The organism is Paenibacillus sp. FSL K6-1566 (assembly GCF_038050475.1).
Lineage (GTDB): Bacteria > Bacillota > Bacilli > Paenibacillales > Paenibacillaceae > Paenibacillus_AQ > Paenibacillus_AQ lactis.
This window is the reverse complement of sequence record NZ_JBBOSR010000001.1, coordinates 4,877,587-4,902,090: the sequence shown is the minus strand read 5'-3', so window position 1 is coordinate 4,902,090 and position 24,504 is coordinate 4,877,587. Positions and strand designations below refer to the sequence as shown.

The window sequence follows — 24,504 nt, the reverse complement described above, 5'->3', positions numbered from 1 at the left end:
CCAATCGAAAAGGAGCGTAGTCGAAATATGAACAGGATGATCGGCGGGAGAGGACAAACGCTGCGGCTCGGCTTCATCGGTCTGGGCAAGCGCGGCAAAAGTCTGCTCGAGCTGCTTGTAGAAATGCCGGACGTGGAAATTGCGGCCATATCCGATCTTTACGAGGATCGGCTTGAAGAGGCCGCGAGAGTGGTAACCGATATGGGCAGACCTGCCCCAGCCAGCTGCTCGGATTATCGCGAGGTCATCGGTCGCGAGGATGTTGAGGCGGTTATTATCGCCTCATCCTGGACCAGCCACAGCGAGATTGCCATAGCGGCCATGCAGGTCGGCAAGCCCGTGGCGTCGGAAGTGGGGGGAGCCGCTTCTTTGGAGGAATGCTGGCAGCTCGTGCGCACGTATGAAGCGACCGGCACGCCTTGCATGCTGTTGGAAAACTGCTGTTACGGCCGGGAGGAAATGGCGCTGCTGCATATGGTCCGTCAGGGAGTGTTCGGCGAGCTGATCCACTGCCAAGGGGCATACGGGCATGATCTACGGGATGAGGTTGCCAAAGGAATAGAGAACCGCCACTATCGCATCCACAATTACTTGCGCCGCAACGGCGACGTGTACCCGACGCATGGTCTGGGTCCTGCCGCCAAATTGCTGAATATCAATCGCGGAAACCGGATGACCAAGCTGTCCTCCATGGCGACCAAATCGCGCGGCGTAAGGGATTGGGCCCGCCGGCATTTGGGCGAAGACCATCCCGTGGCACGGACGGAGATGGCCCTTGGCGATGTCGTAACAACCATGATTCAATGTGCGAACGGGGAGACCATTCTGCTGACCCACGATACGTCGCTGCCCCGTCCATATTCCCGCGGCGGGCGCGTTCAGGGAACCCGGGGCATCTGGATGGAGGACGGAGGCGTCATTCACCTGGAAGGACGAAGTCCGCTCCATGAGTGGGAACCCTTTGAGCATTACCTTCAGGAATACGAGCATCCGCTGTGGACCGAATACATGCAAGACGGCGTGCGGGGCGGCCATGGCGGGATGGACTATCTGTGCCTCCGCGCATTTGTCGAGAGTGTTCTTCAGGAAAGGGAGATGCCGATCGACGTCTATGATATGGCGTCCTGGATGGCGGTGACCGCCCTGTCCGAACAATCGATCGAGACTGGAAGCGCCGCCGTTGCGATCCCGGATTTCACCAACGGGAAATGGATGAACAGGGAAGCGGCGGAACCCGCCGGCATTTCTTTTTAATACAAAGCCTGGCCTCGAGTCCGTTGCCCTTGTATTTGGCGATTCACCACACCAAAGCACCTAAGCTTTAAAATAAACTCTTGCAATTCCTTTGCCGTGTGTAATACAATGCTTTATAAATTCATAACAAGACATGCTGCAACAAGCAATGATGGAAAGAGTAAGCGACAGAAGCTTCCTGACAGGAAAGGGCTGCCACCGACTGAGAGCGCCCGGGTGAAGATTCTCCGCCGAAGTTCATTCCGGAGCCGGTATTCCGATAGCTTTGCATTCCTAAGAATGGGAAGCGGTAGGTTTACCCGAGGCCCTCGCGTTAAGAGGTTCAAGTGAGATAAGCGAAGAAGGAACTGTTTTTTTGCATATCTAATAAGGGTGGTACCACGACTCCTCGTCCCTTGCGGCGGGGGGTCTTTTTTATTTATATCAGATCATACACATAAGGGAGAGATTCGATATGAGTCAAGGACGTTTGGAGCAATTGCGATCAGAGCTGGATTCCGTCAATTTGCAGCTGCTGGAGCTGCTGTCGGAGCGGGCGCGCCTAGCCCAGGAGATCGGGCAGGAGAAGCAGAAGCAGGGAGTGCCGAATTTCGACCCGGTACGCGAGAAAAAAATGCTGGATGCCCTGGTCGAGCACAACCACGGCCCGTTCGATAACGAAACGGTGCGGCATCTGTTCAAGCAGATCTTCCAGGCATCGCTGAAGCTGCAGCAGGTCGACCATAAGAAGCATCTGCTCGTCAGCCGCAAGAAGAAGAAGGAGGACACCTTGATCCAGCTTGGGGATACGGTCATTGGCGGCGGAACGCCGGTTATGATTGCTGGACCATGCTCGGTTGAGAGCTACGAACAGGTTCGCCAGGTCGCAAAGGCCCTGAAAGAAGCGGGCATCACCGTGATGCGCGGCGGGGCGTTCAAGCCGAGAACATCGCCGTATGATTTCCAAGGCCTGGGCGTTGAGGGGCTCAAAATTCTGAAGGAAGTGGCTTCCGAATTCGGATTGAAAACGATCAGCGAAATCGTGGATCCAGCTCATATCGAGCTTGCCTGCGACTATATCGATGTCATTCAGATCGGCGCCCGGAATATGCAAAATTTCGAGCTGCTCAAAGCAGCGGGCGACGTCAAGACCCCGGTTCTGCTGAAGCGCGGGCTTGCGGCTACGATCGATGAATTCGTGCATGCCGCCGAATACATCGTATCCCGCGGCAATACGCAGGTCATGCTGATCGAGCGCGGAATCCGGACCTATGAGAAGGCTACAAGAAATACGCTGGACATCTCGGCGGTGCCGATCCTGAAGCAGGAAACCCACCTTCCAGTGCTCGTGGACGTTACGCATTCTACGGGACGCAAGGATATTTTGGCTCCATGTGCAAGAGCGGCCCTCGCTGCCGGCGCGGACGGCGTCATGGTGGAGGTTCATCCCGATCCGGCGACCGCTCTGTCCGACGCGGCTCAGCAGCTGAATATTCCGGAGTTCCAGGACTTCCTGGACAATGTGAGAAAATCCGGCTTGCTGCCGGCGCACTCATTGGTATAACCAATTGGGAAATAAAGGGTTGACAAATCGCTGTTCATTCCCTAACATAGTTATCAATTCAATCGCATAATCCAAATGTTTCGATTAGAAATAGTAGAAGCGAAATGACTTTTCAGAGAGCCGTTGGCAGGTGCGAAACGGTAATGTCGTTCCCTTTGAACTCGTCTATGAACAGCTGCCTGACAATGTAGGGTAAGCCGGAGTTCCACCGTTACAGGGATAGATGGTGATGGCCATCGAAGAAGATCATTTTACTTGTAAAATGAATTAGAGTGGTACCGCGGGTTCAACCTCGTCTCTATAGCAGAGACGGGGTTTTTTGTTGGTTAAATTCCGGGTTTAACCAACCCCGCTTGAAATAGATATAGATCAACGATAACTTTCCGGGGAGGAATCAGAAATGACACGAAGCATTATCGTCCTTGACACAACCTTGCGCGACGGAGAACAGGTACCGGGCGCGAAAATGAACGTGCACCAGAAGATTGAATTTGCCCAGCAGCTGAAACGGCTGAACGTGGACATCATTGAAGCGGGCTTTCCTGCTTCGTCGGCCGGGGATTTCGAGTCCGTCCGGGAAATTGCACGAACCGTAGGTGACAGCGTCTCGATTACCGCGCTGGCGCGGGCCGTGAAGAGCGACATCGACGCGGTGTACGAAAGCATCAAGCTGGCGCAAAACCCGCTGATTCATATCGTGCTCGGAACCTCGAATATCCATGTCGAGAAGAAATTCAACCGCTCCAAGGATGCGGTGCTGCAAATGGGCGTCGATGCGGTGAAATATGCGAAAACGCTGCTGCCGCAGGTGCAATATTCCACAGAGGACGCTTCCAGGTCCGACTTCGAATACCTGTGGACAACGATCGAAGCGGTCGTCAAAGCGGGGGCAACGATGATTAACATCCCCGATACGGTCGGTTATGCCGTGCCGGAAGAGTTCGGCGAGCTGATTCACAAAATCAAGGAGCGGCTCAAAAACCTGAACGATCAAGTCATTCTAAGCGTTCATTGTCATAATGACCTGGGACTCGCTACGGCCAATACGCTAGCAGCCGTGAAGAACGGCGCAGAGAAGGTGGAGTGCACCATCAACGGATTGGGAGAGCGCGCCGGCAATACATCGCTGGAGGAAGTGGTGATGGGATTGAAGGTGCGGGAGAATTATTTCAACGCGAGCACGAACATCCGGACGAAGGAGCTGATCAAGACCTCCCGCCTGCTGACGTATTTGACGGGGCTGGATGTGCAGGTGAACAAGGCCATTACGGGCGAGAACGCCTTTGCCCACTCCTCCGGCATCCATCAGGACGGATTGCTGAAGGATAAGCAGGTGTATGAGATCATGTCGCCGGAGGAGGTTGGCGCCGACAGCATGGAGCTGATTCTGACGGCCCGTTCGGGAAGACACGCCTTCCGAAACGCGGTCGAGAAGCTGGGCTTTGACGCAGGCGAGGGCGAGGAATTCGAGGCGCTGTTCGCGAAATTTCTTCAGTTGGCCGACGCTAAGAAGGAAGTGTACGACCATGACGTCTTTTACCTGGTTACGCATCACCGGACTTACGAAGACGCCGGCAGCCATCTGTATGAGCTGGATTCCTTCCAGGTCGTCACGAATGCCCTGCACCCTACGGCTACCGTCAAGCTGAAGAAAGGCGGGGAGACCGTGCAGGACAGCACGGTGGGAGACGGCCCGATCGATGCGCTGTACGGCGCCATCAAGACGATCGTTGGCCTGGACGTTGAGCTGAAGGATTACAAAATCAACAGCCTTTCCCGCGGCAAAGAGGCCATCGGCCGGGTTAACATCCGAATCGAGTACCAAGGGAAGAGCTATTCCGGCCGCGCGATGGACACGGATATCATCAAGGCCAGCGCGCTCGCATTCCTGAACGGAATCAACGCCGTGCTGTTGGACGCTGCGCAAGAAGTGCAGGCGTAGGCAAGCAAGGAGCGGAAGCGCAGGAAACCCCGTCTTACGGAAAGTGAGGCGGGGGTTTTCGCGTTTGGGTTGTTACGTGAGAATGGACCTTTGCTCAAGTCGGGGAATAGGCTGGCGAAGCTTATTGACCGATCGTTACAAAATATATATAATGAGCTGGAAACTTAGGAAAGGAGCCGTTTACAGTGAGAACAGCATAGCGTATTTTCCGGACGTTGAGGCCGGGCAGCATCGTCCTGCAGCCATTGCAGGCTTCGTTTAGACAGGGCGGGCGGCGATAAAGTCGTTTAATTACTTCAATTTTGTACTGTGTAGTAAAAAAGTTGAGACTGCTAAAAAGCAGCTCCCAGAAAACGTTTGACGGTCCGGTGTCAGCCCGCTAAGAGGTTCGGTGAATGGTTCGGTGAGGCCCTATAAAGTCTGGTGAAGAAGGTAATCCCGGTACAGTTCCGAGTGAAAGCCCGAGTGGGCCCATGTCCGCTAATAAGAGCCTGGTGCGGCATAGACGATGACCGACCAATTTTTGTACCAATCACTACAAAAATATTTGTGAAGGAGTGGATTTTGTATGCCGTTATCCATTTATATTATGGGTCTTATGATTTTCTCCATGACGACCTCCGAGTTTATGGTCGCGGGGATCATGCCTGCACTGTCTGCGGAATTCCAAGTATCGGTGGCAGCGATCGGGTACTTGATCACTGCATATGCCGCGGGGATGATCGTGGGAGGGCCGCTGCTGACCGCTGTCCTGCTGAAAGTGCCGCGAAAGCAATCGTTCATGATCGTCTCCGCCATCTTCTTGGCCGGTCAGGTGCTTGGCGCTATGGCTCCAAGCTACGAGGTGATGATGGCGGCCCGGATCATGACCGGCCTATCCTCCGCCGCGGCCTTCGGCATATCGCTGACGATCTGCTTCAGCCTGGTGGGCCCGAGTGCCAGAGGACGTGCAGCCTCGATCGTTCTAGGCGGATTGATGGTGGCTACCGCCATCGGCCTGCCGCTTGCAATCTGGATCGAACAGCAATTTGGCTGGCGAGCGAGCTTCTGGGCGGTTGTGATTCTATTGCTCATATCGGGACTTATCGGCCTGTTCACGATCCCGTCCATGCCGAAGTCCGAGAAGATCAGCTTTCGGGAGGAGATCGGCGCGCTTAAGAATCCTAGGCTGTGGGCGGCATATTCCACCAGCATGCTGATCATCGGGGGGACCTTCGCCGCGTTCAGCTATTTTTCCCCGATACTCACCGATCTGTCAGGCTTCGGTGCTGAGACCGTACCCATGCTGCTCGGCGTTTACGGCATCGCGACGGTCATCGGCAACATCGTTACCGGCAGGCTGGCGGATCATTACATGATGCCGATTCTGACGATTGGCTTGACCGCACTGACCGCTGCGCTCGTGATGTTCGGCCTGTTCGTTCACAGCCCCGCGATCGCTGTGATCTCCGTTGTGATCGTCGGTCTGGTTGGCGTGCCGATGAACCCTGCGATGGCTACCCGGGTAACGCGCGTAGCCGATACGGGATCCATTGTTACGACGATTCACAGCTCGGTGATCAGCTTGGGGGTCATGGTAGGGTCTTCTTTAGGCGGGCTGACGATTGATGCTGGACTGGGCCTGGCTTCACCGCTTTGGGTCGGCGCCTTGCTAGCCGTTCTGGGCCTGTTGTCCCTGCTGCCGGCTGTACGTGGAGAAGGCCGAGCAAAGCGGGTGACATCCAGCCATTAATCTGGATAAGCCGCCCCCAGCCTGGAAAATAAGGCTGTAGGGCGGCTTGCATCTTTGCTGATCTTCAGCTGAACTGCTTCGTTATGCCTGCCATAAACTCCTCATCCGATGTTTTGCTTCGCAGATCCATCAGGTAATGGGCATCAGCCCCAACCAAATAACGGAAGCGATCGGACGGATCGGTTGCCGCTTCGAAGATCGTTTCCGCTATGAGCTTCGGTTCGGAAGCATGAACGTCAAAGCTGTTCATCTGTTTTTGCAGAACCGTTTCCGTATACGAGGCGTAAGCATCGAGCGACGTATCGGTCAACAGATCGAGGGAGCGTCCGGTAAAATCCGTGGCCACGTTGCCGGGTTCTACGAGCTTCACCTTGATTTGATGAGCAGCCATCTCGTAAAAAAGGGATTCCGAAAAGCCTTCGATGGCCCATTTGCTCGCATGATACAGCGACAGCAGCGGAAAAGCCACTCTTCCGCCAACGGAGGATACATTGATGACCGTACCGCCGTCGCTTTGCCTGAAATGGGGAAGAAGTGCTTGCGTCGTGCGAAGGACCCCAAGTACGTTGACATCGAATTGCCGCTTGATTTGGGCTTCCGTCGCGGCTTCGAATGCGCCTATCGCCGCGTAACCTGCATTATTCAGCAGGACATCGATTTTGCCGAACGCTTTCAGAAAATATACGAGCAATCGCTGCGGTGCGTCGTTTATGTGTCGGATCTCTTCCTGGAAGATCTGAGAGATTCCTACCCGACGCTGTTTGACCGTCTGATTGCAGCACAGCAGATCCGATATCGAAACTTGGAGACTTTTTTCGAGGCAGGGATGGAGCAAGGCGTCTTCAACCGTTTGAATGCCGCATTGTTTATGGTTCAAGATGATGCCGTGCTTCGGCGGATCATGGACCCGCTGTTCTCGATTCATTACGACATGACCTTAAAGCAGGCGTTGATGGACTTTTACCAGTTGAAAAAATACCAGTTGTTCCAGCCGGATCATGTTGATTCCGTGCAGGATTCGAGAACGGAACAGGAGATCGTGAACATTCTGAAGATGATCACGTAATGTCCGACCGGAAACGACCGTTGACATATCGATAATTCACGATATAATGATTCGTATGAAACCAATCGAAATCTTCAAAGCACTGTCCAATGAATCGCGGCTTGATATTTTGCGGTGGCTTAAGGAGCCTGAGCAGCATTTTACGCCCCATGAAGGGATTGATATGAGGGAAATCGGGGTATGCGTGAGCCAGGTGACCGAGAAATTGAATATGACGCAATCGACAGCTTCGCAATATCTGTCCATTTTGCAGCGGGCCGGACTGATCAAGACCGAGCGGATCGGCAAATTTACGTATTACAAGCGTGATGAGGAAGTCATCCGTCAAATCGGCGAATATTTGAAGCAGGAAATATAACCTACAAGAACTGAATGCTTCCTTGGCCAAGGAATATTCAGTCTTGTTCCGCACTACATATCTACATATTACGATATGTATATTTATTGGTTTCATATATCGATATTTTGCGATATTTAAATATATAAGGAGTGGAATTATGAAGAATGCTTGGAAAATATACTTGCTGGCTATCGTGAGTTTTTTAGTAGGGACATCGGAATACATCATCTCGGGGATCTTGGACAAAATCGCGGATTCCCTCGGCATCACCATTACGGCCGCGGGCCAGCTGATTACGATTTTCTCGCTGGTGTACGCCGTTCTGACCCCGGTGTTGATGGCGCTGACCGCGAAGCTGGAACGCCAGCGGCTGCTGGTTTATTCGCTCGGACTGTTTGTTGTTGCGAATCTATTGTCGTTCGCGCTTCCCGGCTATGTTCCCTTTGTCATTGCCCGCATCATTATGGCGATGGGGGCAGGGATGGTGGTCGTCACCGCGCTCGGCATCGCCGCCCGCATCGCACCGCAGGGCAAGCAGGCAAGCTCCATTGCCACGGTTGTCATGGGCTTTACCGCTTCGCTCATTATCGGTGTCCCGCTCGGGCGCGTGACAGCCGCCGCTTTCGGCTGGAAGTCGGTGTTCGGCCTGATTGCCGTTCTGGGTATCGTAGCGATGGTTGTCTTATATAAAGCGATTCCGAAAATTCAAGGCGATGCTCCGGTTCCGCTGCTTCAGCAATTTGCACTGCTTCGAAAGCCGAAAGTGGCGCTCGGTTTGGGAATAACCTTCTTCTGGCTTGGGGGATATTCCGTAGCTTATACGTATCTTTCCCCTTATCTTCTAAGCGTCAGCGGCTTGGGCGAACAATGGATCAGCGCAGCGCTGTTCGCTTTCGGCATTGCGAGCCTGGTCGGGTCGAAATTCGGCGGATACAGCACCGACCGGTGGGGTGTATCCTTGACCCTTACCTTCGGGATGATCATCCACATTTTTGCGTTAGCCCTGCTATCGTTCACGAATGCATCCGCTGCAGCTTTTCCAGTGTTCGCCATGCTGATCCTATGGTCTTTGTCCGCCTGGTCGTCCGGTCCGACACAACAATTCAACCTGGTCCAGCTGGAGCCGGAATCATCCGGAGTCATGCTGGGACTGAACCAGTCGGTGATGCAGCTGTCCATGGCTGCGGGGGCCGGACTCGGCGGTATTGCCGTTAATAGCATATCTCTATCATCAATCACATGGCTTGGGGCAGCGGGTGTTGCGATTGCTGTGGGGCTGGCACTGGTGCTGTTCCGTATCGGGAAGCAGGAGAAGGAGGCCGGACGGACGGTCGTATCTTCCTGATCCTAAGGCTTATTCGCCGATTCCGTCTGCTGCGGTTTCGTGGTATACATCCTCCTCTTCGGCGCGATTTGACGCTCTAAATGGGTCCAAGGTATGATAGGATCAATAGAAAGCGAGAATTTGGCTCCAACTTTGCGGAGGAGGAAATACGTTTGGCTAGACTAAAAGACATTGCCGAGCGGGTCGGGGTATCCATATCCACGGTCTCGCGGGCAATCAGCAACGATACAAGCCGTCCGGTCAGCGAAGACACCAAGCAGAGAATCAGGGAGGCGGCGCTTGAGCTGGGGTATAAGCTTCAGGAACCGATGCAGACAGCACGTGATAATGGAACGGAGATCAAGCGAATCGTCTGTATCGTTCCTCAGCTTCTGATGGATGACCATCCTTATTTCTCGAAGGTTCTTGCAGGCTTCCATGAAAAAATGGAGGAGCTCGGACAGCCTCCGGCCATCGTTCGCACCTGCGAGGAGGTTAGCGATGCAGAACGGCTGCGGCTGATGCTGAAGGAGACCGGGGCCCAGGGCTTGGTTGCGATCAGCTGGTATGACCAGGAATTGTTTGAGCTCATCCAGCAGGAAGGCGTCGCGATTATGGGGGTAAGCTTAAACGATGAAAGCTTGACCGTCCCGGTGGTGGATTGTGACCGGGTGCTGTCCGCCAGATCCGCGGTGCGCCACTTGATTGATCAAGGGCACAAGCGGATCGCTTTTATCGGGGGACCTGCCTATTCCAATCAAATGGAGAGCGAGGAGCGGTATGTCGGCTACAAATTCGCGATCCTTGAAGCGAATCTTGAGCTGCGGAAGGACTGGATCATGAACACCGGCTGGAACGTGGATCGAAGCTTCAGCCACATGAATGATTTATTGGGCAAGCTTCCGAAGGAGGAATGGCCGACAGCGGTATTTTGCGCGAGCGACATGCTGGCGATTCCGGCCATGCGGGCGGTGATTGAGAACGGCGGCACCATCCCGGGGGATATTGCGATTGTCGGCATGGACAATATCGATGTAGCGCAGTATACGACCCCGCCGCTCACGTCCGTTTCGGTGCCGAAGCATGAAATCGGCAGAGTCGCCGCGAAATCCATCGTCGATTACTTGGACGGACATTTCAAGGCGGCTACCAAAATTTTGCTGCCCTGCTCTTTGATCATTCGGGAGTCCTCCAGATTGGATCGAATGTAATAGTATGGCCGTGTGCAATTCGATCACGAGTAGGAAATAGGCGTAAAAATAGCAGCCGCAAGCTTGCAAAGCTTGCGGCTGTTTTTGCGCTGTTTTTGTAGTGTTTTTTTCTGCTTTTGTATTGCTTTTCAGCTGTATTTGTGATGTTTTTGCGCCAAAATTCCAGGAATAACACCAAAATTAATCCAAAAAAATGTTTGACAATTACGATGCGGCTATATTATCATGGGAAAAAAATCAAAGGTTTTTGGATATTTTTGATCATGTTTTGGATTTACCCAGCACCTTCCTCTATAGAACTCATTTTGTCTTGTCTTCGTTTATTTTGCTTGTATAACAAGCTTTTATATATACGAGTCACCGTCCCTAAATATCTCGTCTAACCCCATTATTCTAGAAACTGCCTGCTTAAAGAGGTCCAAATTATCATCCAAATGATATCTTTTAATTTGAGTCTATATCCAAAAAGGATTAAACCCTATGTCACATGGGTTTAATGCATAGATAGCTTTATGGTTGCCAATGTGGCACAACGAACAAACCAAAAGGGGGAAGATGGTGGATCTCATTTTCGAAAAAGCATTATCGTATGCAGGGAGGGGAAACCTTCATTTTTTTAATTACAAAATTGCAAGCGCTGTCATTTCGGGGGCAGTCTACACCGATTCTTCGTCCCCCTACTATTTCTCAATGAGGTGATGCTAAATTGGCCAACACGTCGCTGCAGTCTCCAGCCATCGCGGCAACTGAAACGAAACGCAGCCGCTATAAGTGGAACCGGATCTGGCGTAATTGGCAGCTGTACGTCCTGATCTCTCCGGTCATTGCCTACTACATCCTGTTCCAGTATGTGCCGATGTACGGAATCCAGATTGCATTTAAGGATTTTATTGCAACCCAAGGGATTTGGGGCAGCCCCTGGGTCGGACTCGACCATTTCGAACGGTTTTTCAACGGCTATTATTTCTGGCGCCTGATGAAGAATACGCTCGGAATCGGGCTGTACAGCCTGGCCGTCGGATTCCCGGTGCCGATCATTTTGGCGCTGCTCATGAATGAGATACGTGCCGAGAAATTCAAGCGATTCGTACAGACGATAACCTACGCACCGCATTTCCTGTCGATCGTCGTGGTCGTCGGGATGATGATGATTTTCCTGTCGCCGCGCTACGGCATCCTCAATCATTTTATTGAGATGTTCGGCGGCAAGGCGATTAATTTCATGACTGAGCCGGGCTGGTTCAAAACACTGTACGTGCTGTCCGATGTTTGGCAGACCATGGGATGGAGCTCCATTATTTATTTGGCTGCGCTCGCCGGCATCGACAACCAGCTGCATGAAGCCGCGAGGGTGGACGGGGCTACACGGCTCCAGCGGATCTGGCATATTAACATTCCCGGCATCATGCCGACGATCATCATTTTGCTGATATTGAACATCGGAAGCATCATGAGCATCGGCTTTGAGAAGGTGCTGCTGATGCAGAACAATTTGAACATGGAGAGCTCCGACATTATTGCCACCTACGTGTACCGGATGGGGATCCAGAATGCCGAATACAGCTTCTCGGCCGCCGTCGGATTGTTTAATTCCGTCATCAACTTCGTGCTGTTGGTTGTCGTGAACTTTATCTCCAGACGCGTGAGCGAAACAAGTCTTTGGTAGGGGAGGGCGCTTTAGTATCATGCAAATCGAATCCAGGGGAGACCGCATCTTCAACATCATTAATTACACGATCCTGATCCTCGTCACGCTCATTGTCCTGTACCCGCTGCTGTTCGTGCTAAGCGCATCCTTCAGCGATCCGCAGACGGTTCTTCGGGGCGAAATGCTGCTGTGGCCAAAAGGCTTCAATCTGAACTCCTATGTCAAAATATTTCAAAATCAGGATATCATCAGCGGCTTTACCAACACGCTGATCTACACTTCGCTCGGGACGCTCATCAACCTGACAATGACGATTCTTGCGGCTTATCCGCTGTCGCGGAAGGACTTTGTCGGGCGCAATGCGATCATGGCACTGCTCGTTTTCACGATGTTTTTCAGCGGCGGGCTGATCCCGACCTATCTGCTCATCAAGAACCTGGGCATGCTGAATTCACTTTGGGTCATGATCATACCGAACGCCGTATCCATCTGGAACATCATCATTATGCGAACTTTCTTCCAGCAGTCCATTCCGAACGAGCTGCAGGAGGCGGCGACCATCGACGGCTGCTCGAATATCAAAATTTTGACCCGGATCATCCTGCCGCTGTCGATGCCGATCATTGCCGTAACCATTTTGTTCTATGCGGTCGGACACTGGAATGCTTTCTTCAACGCACTCTTGTACTTATCGGATAAGGAGAAATTTCCGCTGCAGCTGATCCTGCGCGAAATTCTCATTCAAGGTCAAACGAATGACATGGTGAAGATGTCGACCGAGTCGGCGATCAAGCAGCAACGGGAAGTGGAAGGCATCAAATATGCGGTTCTCGTTGTCGCGAATTTACCGGTGCTTGCGCTCTATCCGTTTCTGCAGAGGTACTTCGTGAAAGGCGTCATGATCGGAGCCATCAAAGGATAATTCCTTGCATGGATAAATGAATGGATGATGAGAAAAAGGGAGGATAAAGGATGAAGCTGAAGAAATGGGGAGGTCTTCTGCTGACCTGCGTATTGTCGGTGTCGCTGGCGGCCGGCTGCGGCCCGAACAATCCGGGAGGGACGAAGGAAGGAGAAACGCCGGGCGAAACGGCCGCCAATTTGAATGAGACGGGGTTTCCGATCGTGAAGGAGCCGATTACGGTGACCGGCTTTGCCGGAAAGTTCTTTGCCAATGCGGACTGGAACAATATCAAGCTTTGGCAGGAATATGAAAAGACGACCAACATCAAGGTCCAGTGGGACACGGTGCATAAAGACAATTTGGCGGAAAAACGGAATCTGCTCCTCGCCGGCGGCGATTATCCGGAAATGTTCTACGCTTCGGCGTTCCCGCGGGCAGACCTGCTGAAATACGGCAAGCAGGGGGCATTTATACCGCTGAATATCTTATCGATCAGTACGCGCCGAACTTTAAGGCCCTCATGGAGAAGTATCCGATCATCGAGAAAGGGATTACGATGCCGGACGGCAATATCTACGGCCTGCCGACGCTGTATGATCCGGAATTCAAATCCGTGCTGTACGGCACGCCGTGGGTGAAGTCGGAATGGCTGACCAAGCTCGGATTATCCGAGCCGCAGACGCTTGATGATTTTTACAATATGCTGAAGGCGTTTAAAGAGAACGATCCGAACGGGAACGGCCAGAAGGATGAAATCGCCTGGGGCGGCGTCGGAGCGGCGGGTATCGTGAATTATTTACGCGGTTCGTTCGGCCTCAACAATCACGGGACGTCGAATATATACGTCGACTCGGATCCCGAGACCGGTAAGGTCCGGTTCATTCCGACCGATCCGCGGTATAAAGAGCTCCTGCAGTACGTTAACAAGCTGTACAAGGACGGCCTGCTGGAGCAGGACATCATGTCCGTGAAGAGCACCGAGGTGGATGCGAAGGGCGTGGAAGGGCTTCTTGGCGTCGTAGACAATGTGGATCCGGTCGCCATCTATAACCAGGAAGGTTATGTGGGCCTGCCGGTGCTGAAGGGACCGCATGGAGATCAGATGTACACCGCAACCGGATCCCCGCTTGGCAATATCGGCATGTTCGTCCTCACGGACAAAGCGAAAAACCCGGAAGCCATGATCCGCTGGATGGACTACTTCTACAGCGATGAAGGCATCAGGCTGTTCTTTATGGGCTGGAAAGACGAGACGTATAAGGAAGATGCGGACGGTAACGTGGATTACGTCGACGAAATCAAGAACAACCCGGACGGGCTGAATCTGGACCAGGCGGTCGGACAATATTTGATCTGGCCGGGCGGCTATTATCCGGGCTTCGTAACGCAGAAGTATTTTAAAGGGGCGGAAGGGCTACCGACCTCCGTGGAAAATGCGAAAAAAGCCGAACCTTACGTTATCCCGCAGGACAAAATATGGCCGCCGTTCAACTTTACGGCCGATGAGCAGTCCGAGCTTACCGGCATTCAGACGGACATTACCACCTACGTGGATGAAATGAGGGATAAATTCATTTCAGGCAACGAGTCCTTTGACAATTGGGACCAATATGTCGCCAATCTGCAGAAAATGGGACTCGACCGCTATCTCGCCATTTACGAGTCGGCGGCGGAACGCTACAACCAATAAACAAGATGTTCATACAACTGTGAATGTGTGTGAATGCAAAGGAGCGACATGACATGACACAACTAAAAGCAATCCTGATCGGAGCAGGCGCCCGCGGCGCCGGGGGCTATGCCCCGTATGCGCTGGATTACCCGCATGAGCTGACCTTCGTCGCCGTGGCCGAGGCGGATCCTGTGCGCAGACTCCGGTTCGCCAAGAATCACGGTATCCCGCCGGAACGATGCTATGAATCCTGGGAGCCGCTGCTGGCGGAACCCCGGCTTGCCGATATCGCGGTTATCTGCACGCAGGACCGGATGCATTACGGACCGACGATGCAGGCGCTGAAGCAGAAGTATCATGTGCTGCTGGAGAAGCCGATGTCTCCGGATCCGAAGGAGTGTCTGGAGATGGAGCAGGCGGCAAGGGAGAACGACCGGCTGCTGACCATTTGCCACGTTCTTCGGTATACCCCGTTTTGGAGCACGATCAAGCGCGTGATTCAGCAGGGGACGATCGGGGAGATCGCTTCGATCCAGCTGAACGAGAACGTGGGGTATTGGCATATCGCTCACAGCTTTGTGCGCGGAAATTGGAATAACTCTGACAAGGCGAGCCCGATGATTTTGGCCAAATCCTGTCATGATATGGATGTGCTGTCTTGGCTGATGGACCGGCCCTGCACGCAGGTTACGTCCTTCGGCTCCCTGATGCATTTTCGCGAGGATCAGGCGCCGGAAGGATCGGCTGACCGCTGTCTGGACTGCAAGGTAGAATCCACATGTCCTTACTCGGCCCCCCGGTTCTATTTGAGTGATCAGTACAAGGGATGGGCAGGGCATTTTACGCATGAGCTGACCAAGGCGAATATCATTCAAGGCCTTCGCGATACCGACTACGGACGCTGTGTCTACCGGAGCGACAATAATGTGGTCGATCACCAGGTCGTCAATATGGAGTTTGAGGGCGGGGCCACCGCCATGTTCAGCATGTGCGGGTTCACCTACGAGCAGGAACGCCGAATCCAGATCATGGGGACGCGCGGGGAGCTTCGCGGCGAGGAAGGAACCATCACGGTGTACGACTTTTTGACCGGACAGAAGACGGAAATCTCCATCCCTTCCCAGGCAAGCGGCCACGGCGGCGGCGACAGCGGGATCGTGGCGAGTTTCCTGCAAGAGGTAAGAGGCTATAGCGGCCAGGAGAGCCTGACATCGGCCAGCGCCTCCGTCCGGAGTCATCTCATTGCCTTTGCGGCGGAGGAATCCCGCCTGAACCACGGAAAGTCCATCAACCTGAACGAATATGCGCGGGAGCTGATGGCGCAGGAGTCTGCGTCGAAGTAAAGCTGCGATTGCGACAATAAGCGGGTGGAGTAGTAACGGTAAAGTAAAATATGGGTGGAAGCAAACGTATGGAGGCAAACGTCAATCGTAGGGGATAACAGTATTGAAGTAATGCGAGTGGAATCAAATGTGTGGGATAAAAAATAATTGGAACGACAGGTGGATTCATAGATGTTTGATGGAGTAGATGGATTAGTTAGAATGTTTGATGTTGAATGGATTAGTCAGATTGGATTGATCAGTTAGATTGGAATCGATTAGTTGGATTAGTTGGAATGTTTGATTGAGTAAATGGATTAGTTGGATTAGTAGGTTAGTGGAAGGAATGGTTAGATGGGGAGTATAGATTTATTTATTTTAAATATCTCATGATATGAAAAATTCGAAATAAGGTAGATGGAGCGCAGCACCCAAGGTGGTGCTGCTGAGGGCCAGCAACAAGAGGGACTTGTGAGACTGAAGTGGCTCCCATGCCCAAGCGAGCAGCAAGTCCCGAAAAGGGACTTGTGAGGCCCAACGAGGCGCCCAAGCCAGCAGCAAGTCCCGAAAAGGGACTTGTGCGCCCCGAAGAGGCGCCCAAGCGAGCAACAAGTCCCGAAAAGGAACTTGTGAGGCCCGAAGAGGCGCCCAAGCGAGCAGCAAGTCCCGAAAAGGGACTTGTGCGCCCCGAAGAGGCGCCCAAGCGAGCAACAAGTCCCGAAAAGGAACTTGTGAGGCCCGAAGAGGCGCCCAAGCGAGCAACAAGTCCCGAAAAGGGACTTCTGAGGCCCGAAGAGGCGCCCAAGCGAGCAGCAAGTCCCTAAAAGGGACTTGTGCGCCCCGAAGAGGCGCCCAAGCTAGCAGCAAGTCCCGAAAAGGGACTTGTGAAGCCCAACGAGGCGCCCAAGCGAGCAACAAGTCCCGAAAAGGGACTTGTGCGCCCCGAAGAGGCGCCCAAGCGAGCAACAAGTCCCGAAAAGGAACTTGTGAGGCCCGAAGAGGCGCCCAAGCGAGCAGCAAGTCCCTAAAAAGGACTTGCGAGCCCCAAGTGGCGCCCAAGCGAGTTGAATCCCGGCAACCGGATTCGGCTCGTCTTTCTGTGCATACTGGCGGCTCTGTTCCATACATTGGCACGGAGTCGCAGCCCATTGCATCAATGCGGCTCAAGCCGAATCCGATTGCTTTTTTGATTTTTTGGGCAGCATTTTACGCATGCCATATATGACGAGCAGCACCAATGGGAAAAGAAAGCCGATAGTGATCGTATACGGAACCCAAATGGTTGCGTCCCAATGCAGCTTGAACGGAACATTGGGATAGATGAAGACGGAAACGGCGGCCAGAATCCACCCGAGCGGCATGACCAGCGGCTGATAGTTTTTAATATGGAAGATTTGGCTGATGCCGATCGCAATGGCATAAAAATAAAGCGAGATCCGAAAAAATAACGTGATGAACCACATCACCGCCATGGCCGCCTCAATCCGCTGAAGGAAATTTCCGATATTGATTTTCTTGGCCAGCATATAACTTGGATACATATTTCTTGCCGTAAGGTCCGGACCCAGGACCAAAATCGATAGCCCAATAATCAAGAATAGCGCGACAGCACCAACCAAGCTTCCGATATATACGGCTTTGTAGGCTTCCGCCGATCGGTTGACGGCCCCTGGAAAAATGACCATCAACACGATGTGGGGCAGGAAGGCAATGCTGACAAAAGAGAGTGCTGCCGGGAAGATGGGGCTGGCGCCTGATTCGAGAATGGGGCCTGCATATTCCCATCGAATCTCCGATAACAATAAGAGGCTCATCGACACGAACAGGAGCAGGAACCATGGAAACATCATCTCCGCCGTGCGGGCCAGCACCTCCAGCCCCAATCGCACGCCCAGAACAGCTAGAGCACCGAAAAGGAAAATAATCGCCTGAATCGGGGTTTCCGGCAGCATCTGGATGGTCATGAAGATGCCGATTTCATGCAATACCGTGGTGGGACCGCCTAGGAACAACGTAAGCAAGAGCAGAAAGCTGATCGTTTTGCCGAGCCATTTTCCAAACAGCTTCTCGGACCATTGCATCAAATTCACTTCCGGGTGCTTTCTGAACAATTGCAGCTGCACCGCCAAAATGATGAATCCGAGACCCGTCCCTACCAGACAAGCGATCCAAGCATCTTGCTTGGCTATGGAAGCTAATCCCGAAGGAACGATCAGTATCGCGCTGCCGATCGTATACAAGGCGGTCAAAATGCTGACTTGTCGCAAAGAAATTTTTACTACATGCATCTTTCCCGCTCCTTTTCCTATTGAATCAAACCTACCGCGGAGAGCCAATCACTGAACGGTTTGAACACCATGGTGATCACATTCACGGGTGTGGGGATATCGTGCATGATCGTCTGAGCCACGCTGATACCCATAGCCACCATTAAGAATGCGGCAAACCCCCAGATTTCCCTGTATTCTTGTTCACGAAGCATCCTCGGCAGTTCAAGCCAGATTATAACCGCGGCAGAAACTGCAATGATCGCAATATTCAGCATGCGCTCGCCTCATTCCTTAATATCGTTTAGAAACGTGTCATTGGTTGTGCCGGTCCGCCGGATTTTGTAATCCACATGGATACGGGTCTCAAGGTTCGGGAAGTACCGGTCATTCCACGCTTCCTTCATTCTCTTCCATGCTCTCGGATGCGAATGGCGAAGCGCTTCCCCGAAGCCGAAGATGTCCACTTTCAGCTCCGTTTGTACTTTTTCGACAATAGCCTCCAAGCTTTGTTTTATGTCCTTTTCCATCTCGGCTTCAAGCTCCCGAACGGTTGCAGGCTGAGACAGATCCAAACCGCTGCATTCCACGGCGCCGATATTCCCCTCCAAGCGAATCTTGATATCCATTTCCGGGCGGTCATTCACGATGCTTCCCTTCATCTTGGCTTCGGTCCTCAGCGTCTCGATGACGATCTTTCCTTCGTTCTTGTCCTTGCAGGGAATAAAGCCTACAGAGCTTTTGACATGCCCTGTGATGAGCCGGTAATTTCGGCTATCCCTCTCGTTTAACCATCCAACCAATTTATCGTATTTGAACACGGCAAGACCGGAATATTTCAATTGACTTAGCGTTTCAATATTTTCTATATTTTTTCTTGTTTTTCCCAAATCTCGATTGCCAGTGATTACGAGTCCTGTAAGGACGGGGTGTTTTCCGGTACTTATGAGGTCGTTGATCAATTCATCCAGCGTAACGGCCATGCTGGGAGACCAGGTCTTCTCCGAGATTTGCAAGGATTCATACAGTTTATTGGCAGGGATCGTTTCCATTTGAGTCATAATTTTCAGGGTTTCCTCTGCCGTTGCCCCTCTGGTAATAACAAGGTAGAAATCCGGTCTGAATTCGTGATCCCTGGATAACAGGTCAAGCACTTTGGCAATTCCCTCCCTTGCCATCGCCTCGTCCATCAGAAACATCCGCAAATGGGAAAAATAAATTTTTCGCGGGCTAACCTGCGTCATCCTTCGAGAAGCTTCAAAGATCGTATCGCCTTCAGCCGTATACAAAGTAGCAGGAGCTTGGGGCCCTCCGCTTTTTTTCGAGGTGACCTGTCCGGGAATTGCGACCTGGACGGTTAAACGGTAGCGGTCATCAACCCAGTCAACCCCTGCGGCAACCGCGATGGCCAATTCATTCAATTCTCTGCGGTTCCAGCAACCGCTCAGAAGAAGAGTGACGACGATATGTAAGAGAATCAACGCCAATATCCGTTTCATTGGATTTCCCTCGCTTTCCCGCTGGTCTCAATCTGTCTATTCTCTCGATTTCCGGGGTGGCGTACGTTTCCTGCGCTTGTAATTGGTCTGATTGATCAATCGGGGGCGGCTTGATAACAACCAGTGCGGCAAACGGAAGATCGAATCTTTTTGCCCCTCCGGAATTAACGGTGCGAAAGGGGACATATACGGGACTCCGAACGACCGCAGGCTGCATAAATGGAGGACAATCGCGATGACCCCGACTAAAATGCCGAACAGCCCGAAGGATCCGGCAAGCGCCATCAGCGGAAACCGGAGCATCCGAAAAGCAATGGACATGTTAAAGGACGGCACCACAAAGCTGGAAATGGCCGTTATAGCAACAACGATGACCATCGCCGGAGAGATGATCCCAGCTTCAACCGCAGCTTGCCCGATGACCAGCGTCCCGACGATGGATATTGCCGAGCCGATATTTTTCGGCAGCCGTACCCCCGCTTCCCTCAGAATCTCGAAGGTTAGTTCCATAAGGACGGCCTCGACGAACGCAGGAAACGGGACTTGCTCCCGCTGACCGGCCAATCCGAATATAAGCCGCGTCGGCAGCATTTCCTGATGAAAAGTAGTAATGGCTATATAGAGAGAAGGCCCAAGCAAAGAAATGAAGATGCTCAGGTAACGCAGCAAACGCAGGAAAGAACTGATATCCGCACGCTGGTAGTAATCCTCCGCCGCATGCAGGAACGAAACAAAAAGTGCCGGAACGACCAGAACAAACGGGGTTCCGTCCACGAGAATGGCGATTTTTCCTTCCAGCAGCTCGGCCGCGATCACATCGGGACGCTCGGTATTATAAACCGTGGGGAATGGGGACAGGGTCTTGTCCTGGATCAGCTCCTCGATATAACCGCTCTCCAAAATGCTGTCCACGTCGATTCGATCAAGCCGGGTGCGGACCTCCTCGACAATCTTGTCATTGGCAATGCCATGAATGTACATGATGGCAACATCGGTTTGGGTAATTCGACCGATCTGCTTCGTTTCCATCCACAGATACGGATCCTTGATCTTTCGGCGGATCAAGGCCGTGTTGGTTCGCAGCGACTCCGAGAAGGATTCGCGTGGACCGCGGACGACATTTTCCGCCGAGGTTTCCATGACCCCGCGGTCCTTCCAACCCCGGGTGCCTGCCGCGATCCCCCGATCCAAGCCGTCAATCAGAAAAATCGTGTCTCCTGACAATAGAGCATGGAACAGCTTTTTATAATCGGTTATCGTCTGGATCTCATGATTGACGAGAGAGACTTTTTCTAATATTTTTTGCCCGTCGAAAGGCTGCGAATATTCGTTATCTTCCTTTACGAGGGATTTTGTAATGTCCGCCACGACCATCATGACGGATTCCGAGATGACTTTTTGGTCGGCCAAGCCGTCCGTATAGAGGATCGCCATATAATGTTTTTCCTCTTCATCAAGCGGAATTTCCCTGATCACGATATCGGTGCTGTTGCCGAGGGTGGTTCGGATATGCTCCAGGCTGCTTGTGATATCCGGTTTTAAAGCATCGGTATCATTCGTCGATGAGTTGGCCGGTGGGATTTCCTTGGTAGTGTTTTTGCTTGAATGGCCGGTTCTTCTTCGATACCGCATGGGAATATCCTTCCTCTCACAGATGCTATTCCCACATTATTACCGAAGAAAACATGCTGTAAACTTATGTCAAGGCGGGCAAAATGAGCCCGTCATACTCATGATGAAAACGACAAAAAACCAGGTCCGCATCCGGGGGATGCAGCCTGGTTATTATGGTTTACGTATGAATGATATTGCACATCATCGTATAAGGTTTTTTGGACCCACGATAAAAATATAATACTACAACGGAAAGTATAAGTCTATATTTTTTTCCCGAAACCCCTATACTTAAAGCTATTCTTTAAGGGAGGGAGCGTAGGGTTATGCGGAATGGGAAGGAAACGGAAGAGCGTGAATATCTTGCACATGTTCAGAAGGAGCTTCAGCGAACGCTGGCAGAGCTGGAAGGGAAGGTATCCGATTCGTATCGGGACATCATTGAGGCGAAGAAATACCTGTGGGTCAATATGGCGCAGCTGGATGCCGCGGAACGAGCGGCGAACCGCGTGGATATTTCGTTGTCCATCGATGCCGGGGAGAAGACGGTGGCCCGGTTGCAAAAAATACGCAAGCTGTTAGGCTCGCCTTACTTCGGCAGAGTGGATTTTCGTACTAAGCGGCAGCCGGATGCCGGCGCTTATTATATCGGTATCCATTCCTTTGTCGAGGAAGAGAGTCAGCATCACCTGATCTACGACTGGCGGTCGCCGGTAGCCAGCCTGTTCTACGACTACGAGACGGGACCGGCATCTTACCTTGCGCCTGCGGGGATCGTTGACGGCGAGATTACGGCAAAGCGCCAATATAAAATCAAAGATGGCGTGCTGGAGTACATGATCGAGAGCTCGATGAATATACATGACGATGTTCTGCAAAAGGAGCTGAGCAGCACTTCGGATGAGAAAATGAAAAATATCGTGGCTACCATTCAACAGGAGCAAAACGCCATAATCCGGAACGAAAACGCAAACGAGCTGATCATTCAGGGGGCGGCCGGATCGGGAAAAACCTCCGTCGCGCTGCATAGAGTGGCTTATCTGCTGTACAGATATAAGGAAACGCTCAGATCGAGCGACATTCTCATCATCTCACCGAACAAGGTGTTCTCCGACTACATTTCGAACGTCCTGCCGGAGCTGGGCGAGGAGAAGATCATGGAAGCAGGCATGGAGGAGCTGGCTGAGAAGGAGCTGGCGGGCGTCTGGGGATTCCAGACATTCTATGAGCAGGTGGAGGAGCTGCTGAACGGCGAGGATCCTGGCAGCGCCGAGCGCATCAGGTATAAGGCAAGACGGGAATTTGTCCTTGAGCTTGAAGCTTTCATGAGCTATGCGGACAAGCATTTCTTCGAGCCTGCCGACATCCTCATGGACCGGGTGCAGCTGCCGGCACATGAGATTTGGAGCGTTTATGAGCGGAATATACAGCTGCCTGTTAAACAGAGGCTCGAAAAAACAGCGCTTCTGCTAGCCGCAGGAGCGCGGACGGATGACGGGGAGCGGCTCACGAAATCCGAAACGAACAAAATCAAAACCGCGGTCAAGAAAATGTATAAATTCCAGCAACCGCTCGGCCTGTACAAGGCGTTTTATGCGCATGCCAATCAGCCGGAGCTGTTTAAGATGAAAGGGAAGGGCCTGATCGAGTATGCCGATGTTTTTCCGCTGATCTACCTAAAGATGTATTTGGAGGGCAGCTCGCCTTACGACCGGGTGAGGCATTTGCTGGTTGACGAAATGCAGGATTATACGCCAGTGCAGTATGCGGTGTTGTCCCGCTGGTTCCCATGCAAGAAGACGATACTCGGTGACAGCAAGCAGTCGGTGAATGTTTATTCCTCCAGTACGCTGCAGACGATCAAGACCATTTTTCCGCAAGCGGATATCATTGAGCTGTCCAAAAGCTATCGCTCGACCCGGGAGATTATGGAGTTTGCCAAGGAGATACAGCCCGGCGGCACGATGATTCCGATCGACCGTCATGGCGAACCGCCGCGCATCCTTTCTTGCGACAGCCATGAACAAGAGCTGGATATGCTCAGGAAGCTCAGTCAAAGCTTTCTGGAGTCGGATTATCATACGATGGGGATCATTTGCAAGACGCGGGCGCAGGCCAGGCAGGTATATGATGCTCTGAAACATCTGCAAGAGAACGTCCATTTGCTCGATTTCGAGAGCGAGCAGTTCCGGGAGGGCATTACGGTGACTTGCTCGCATATGGCCAAAGGCCTCGAGTTCGATCAGGTCGCCATCCCGTTTGTGAATGCCGCATGCTACCGCTCCGAGATGGATCGAAGCCTGCTATACATCGCCTGCACCCGGGCTATGCACGCATTGGCCATAACCCATACAGGCCGGAAATCTCCTTGGCTTCCTTAGGGAAACCGATGAGCTTTGCGTCTACAACTCATTAAGTCCACCTGGTTTGTATTGGCAACCACCATGTTATCAAACGGGGTTCTGATTTGCACTTCATGGTGTTATCCATTTAATTTTAGGCGAATGATGCAAAACGGGTTCTCAGAGGGATTTTTCATAACATTTTCTGTTTTTTAGGAGTTTATATTGTTAGGAGAGTCATTAATTCTAAATATGGGAGGGATAATCTGAAAAAATTCTGATTTACGAAGAGGTTTATGCAGAGACTCCTTTATCAAAATCTAGTGCAGAAAAAGGTTCCTCCACAGAAGATGGTGGTGGTAGTGTCTAAGCAGATCCCCCCCTTCCTTATTGTTCGAGTGGTACCTTTGACTCGACTTTAAAATATGTAAAACGGGTGAATTGGAAAGAAACTATCTCACTAGATTACAGTAATTAAATTTGATCCCTGCCAAGGCAGATAATTAATGATATCCGGAGGTAAGGCTAACGTGAAAAAGAAAACAATCATTGCTTTAGTAGCAGTATTTTCAGTTGTTGCAATGAGCACCGCAGCATTTGCAGCCACATCAGCCCCTATTGGTTCTAAAAACAATCCAGATAAACTTATGGCTACTACTCGAGAAGAATCGAAACGGACTTATAAAGAGGTTTACGAAAATACACCATTCATTATTGATTCTAGAACCGGTAAGCATGTTGAAAAGCCCGATATTGACTTCTAACAAAAAACTAAACCCTAGTTTAGGTTAGTCAGATTGTCGAGAGACCCTGTGCTTTTTTCA

At 52.0% G+C, this 24,504-nt stretch carries 18 protein-coding genes, 1 pseudogene and 1 other annotated feature; of the genes and pseudogenes, 14 read left to right on the top strand and 5 right to left on the bottom strand.

The features are described from left to right. The first annotated feature begins 27 nt into the window (after positions 1-27). The 4 genes from NST08_RS21730 (at position 28) to NST08_RS21715 (ending at position 6,471) form a co-directional block, all read left to right on the top strand. Entirely contained in the window at positions 28-1,254 is a 1,227-nt protein-coding gene (locus NST08_RS21730) for a Gfo/Idh/MocA family protein (RefSeq protein WP_210095003.1), read from the top strand. Between the two features lie 454 nt (positions 1,255-1,708). Beyond that, positions 1,709-2,797 carry a bifunctional 3-deoxy-7-phosphoheptulonate synthase/chorismate mutase gene (locus NST08_RS21725; protein ID WP_007127531.1) on the top strand — a complete coding sequence of 363 codons (1,089 nt, stop codon included), beginning with the start codon at positions 1,709-1,711 and terminating at the stop codon, positions 2,795-2,797. A 71-nt stretch (positions 2,798-2,868) separates the two neighbouring features. Next, positions 2,869-3,100 (top strand) — a binding site (T-box leader). Between the two features lie 97 nt (positions 3,101-3,197). Next, entirely contained in the window at positions 3,198-4,739 is a 1,542-nt protein-coding gene (locus NST08_RS21720; RefSeq protein ID WP_210095004.1) for a 2-isopropylmalate synthase, read from the top strand. Between the two features lie 568 nt (positions 4,740-5,307). Beyond that, on the top strand, positions 5,308-6,471 hold the full coding sequence (locus NST08_RS21715) for an MFS transporter (RefSeq protein ID WP_007127533.1): 1,164 nt from the start codon (positions 5,308-5,310) through the stop codon (positions 6,469-6,471). A gap of 64 nt (positions 6,472-6,535) precedes the next feature. On the opposite strand, the gene NST08_RS21710 is transcribed toward NST08_RS21715, so the two are convergent. Next, positions 6,536-7,162 (bottom strand): SDR family NAD(P)-dependent oxidoreductase, encoded by a 627-nt coding sequence (locus tag NST08_RS21710; RefSeq protein WP_050953980.1) that lies wholly within the window; start codon positions 7,160-7,162, stop codon positions 6,536-6,538. A gap of 21 nt (positions 7,163-7,183) precedes the next feature. Between NST08_RS21710 and NST08_RS21705 the strand changes: the two genes are divergently transcribed. The 8 genes and pseudogenes from NST08_RS21705 to NST08_RS21670 all read left to right on the top strand — a co-directional run bounded on the left by NST08_RS21705 (position 7,184) and on the right by NST08_RS21670 (position 15,979). Further along, positions 7,184-7,537: a hypothetical protein gene (locus NST08_RS21705; protein ID WP_050953981.1), complete on the top strand. Its 354-nt coding sequence runs from the start codon at positions 7,184-7,186 to the stop codon at positions 7,535-7,537. Positions 7,538-7,592: 55 nt separating this feature from the next. Beyond that, a complete protein-coding gene (locus tag NST08_RS21700) occupies positions 7,593-7,895 on the top strand; it encodes an ArsR/SmtB family transcription factor (protein ID WP_007127535.1) in 303 nt (100 codons plus the stop codon). A 139-nt stretch (positions 7,896-8,034) separates the two neighbouring features. Continuing rightward, positions 8,035-9,222 (top strand): MFS transporter, encoded by a 1,188-nt coding sequence (locus NST08_RS21695; RefSeq protein WP_007127536.1) that lies wholly within the window; start codon positions 8,035-8,037, stop codon positions 9,220-9,222. A gap of 152 nt (positions 9,223-9,374) precedes the next feature. After that, complete coding sequence (locus tag NST08_RS21690) at positions 9,375-10,412, top strand: LacI family DNA-binding transcriptional regulator (RefSeq protein ID WP_341342298.1); 1,038 nt, start codon at positions 9,375-9,377, stop codon at positions 10,410-10,412. 706 nt (positions 10,413-11,118) lie between these two features. After that, positions 11,119-12,078 (top strand): ABC transporter permease, encoded by a 960-nt coding sequence (locus NST08_RS21685; protein WP_341342297.1) that lies wholly within the window; start codon positions 11,119-11,121, stop codon positions 12,076-12,078. 19 nt (positions 12,079-12,097) lie between these two features. Next, the gene (locus NST08_RS21680) at positions 12,098-12,982 is read left to right on the top strand and encodes a carbohydrate ABC transporter permease (protein WP_007127539.1); all 885 of its coding nucleotides are present in this window, start codon (positions 12,098-12,100) and stop codon (positions 12,980-12,982) included. 50 nt (positions 12,983-13,032) lie between these two features. Further along, a pseudogene (locus tag NST08_RS21675) lies at positions 13,033-14,654 on the top strand (extracellular solute-binding protein). 53 nt (positions 14,655-14,707) lie between these two features. After that, on the top strand, positions 14,708-15,979 hold the full coding sequence (locus NST08_RS21670; protein ID WP_341342296.1) for a Gfo/Idh/MocA family protein: 1,272 nt from the start codon (positions 14,708-14,710) through the stop codon (positions 15,977-15,979). A gap of 1,142 nt (positions 15,980-17,121) precedes the next feature. On the opposite strand, the gene NST08_RS21665 is transcribed toward NST08_RS21670, so the two are convergent. Genes NST08_RS21665 through NST08_RS21650 form a run of 4 tightly spaced genes read right to left on the bottom strand, consistent with a single transcriptional unit; the run spans position 17,122 to position 21,356 of the window. Next, a complete protein-coding gene (locus tag NST08_RS21665) occupies positions 17,122-18,246 on the bottom strand; it encodes a GerAB/ArcD/ProY family transporter (RefSeq protein WP_341342295.1) in 1,125 nt (374 codons plus the stop codon). A 17-nt stretch (positions 18,247-18,263) separates the two neighbouring features. Continuing rightward, a complete protein-coding gene (locus NST08_RS21660) occupies positions 18,264-18,503 on the bottom strand; it encodes a hypothetical protein (protein WP_341342294.1) in 240 nt (79 codons plus the stop codon). 9 nt (positions 18,504-18,512) lie between these two features. Next, entirely contained in the window at positions 18,513-19,724 is a 1,212-nt protein-coding gene (locus NST08_RS21655; RefSeq protein WP_341342293.1) for a Ger(x)C family spore germination protein, read from the bottom strand. 36 nt (positions 19,725-19,760) lie between these two features. After that, positions 19,761-21,356: a spore germination protein gene (locus tag NST08_RS21650; protein WP_341342292.1), complete on the bottom strand. Its 1,596-nt coding sequence runs from the start codon at positions 21,354-21,356 to the stop codon at positions 19,761-19,763. 308 nt (positions 21,357-21,664) lie between these two features. Between NST08_RS21650 and NST08_RS21645 the strand changes: the two genes are divergently transcribed. Both NST08_RS21645 and NST08_RS21640 read left to right on the top strand, forming a co-directional pair. After that, a complete protein-coding gene (locus NST08_RS21645) occupies positions 21,665-23,719 on the top strand; it encodes a HelD family protein (RefSeq protein ID WP_007127547.1) in 2,055 nt (684 codons plus the stop codon). 491 nt (positions 23,720-24,210) lie between these two features. After that, on the top strand, positions 24,211-24,444 hold the full coding sequence (locus NST08_RS21640; protein WP_144867469.1) for a hypothetical protein: 234 nt from the start codon (positions 24,211-24,213) through the stop codon (positions 24,442-24,444). Positions 24,445-24,504: the final 60 nt, after the last annotated feature.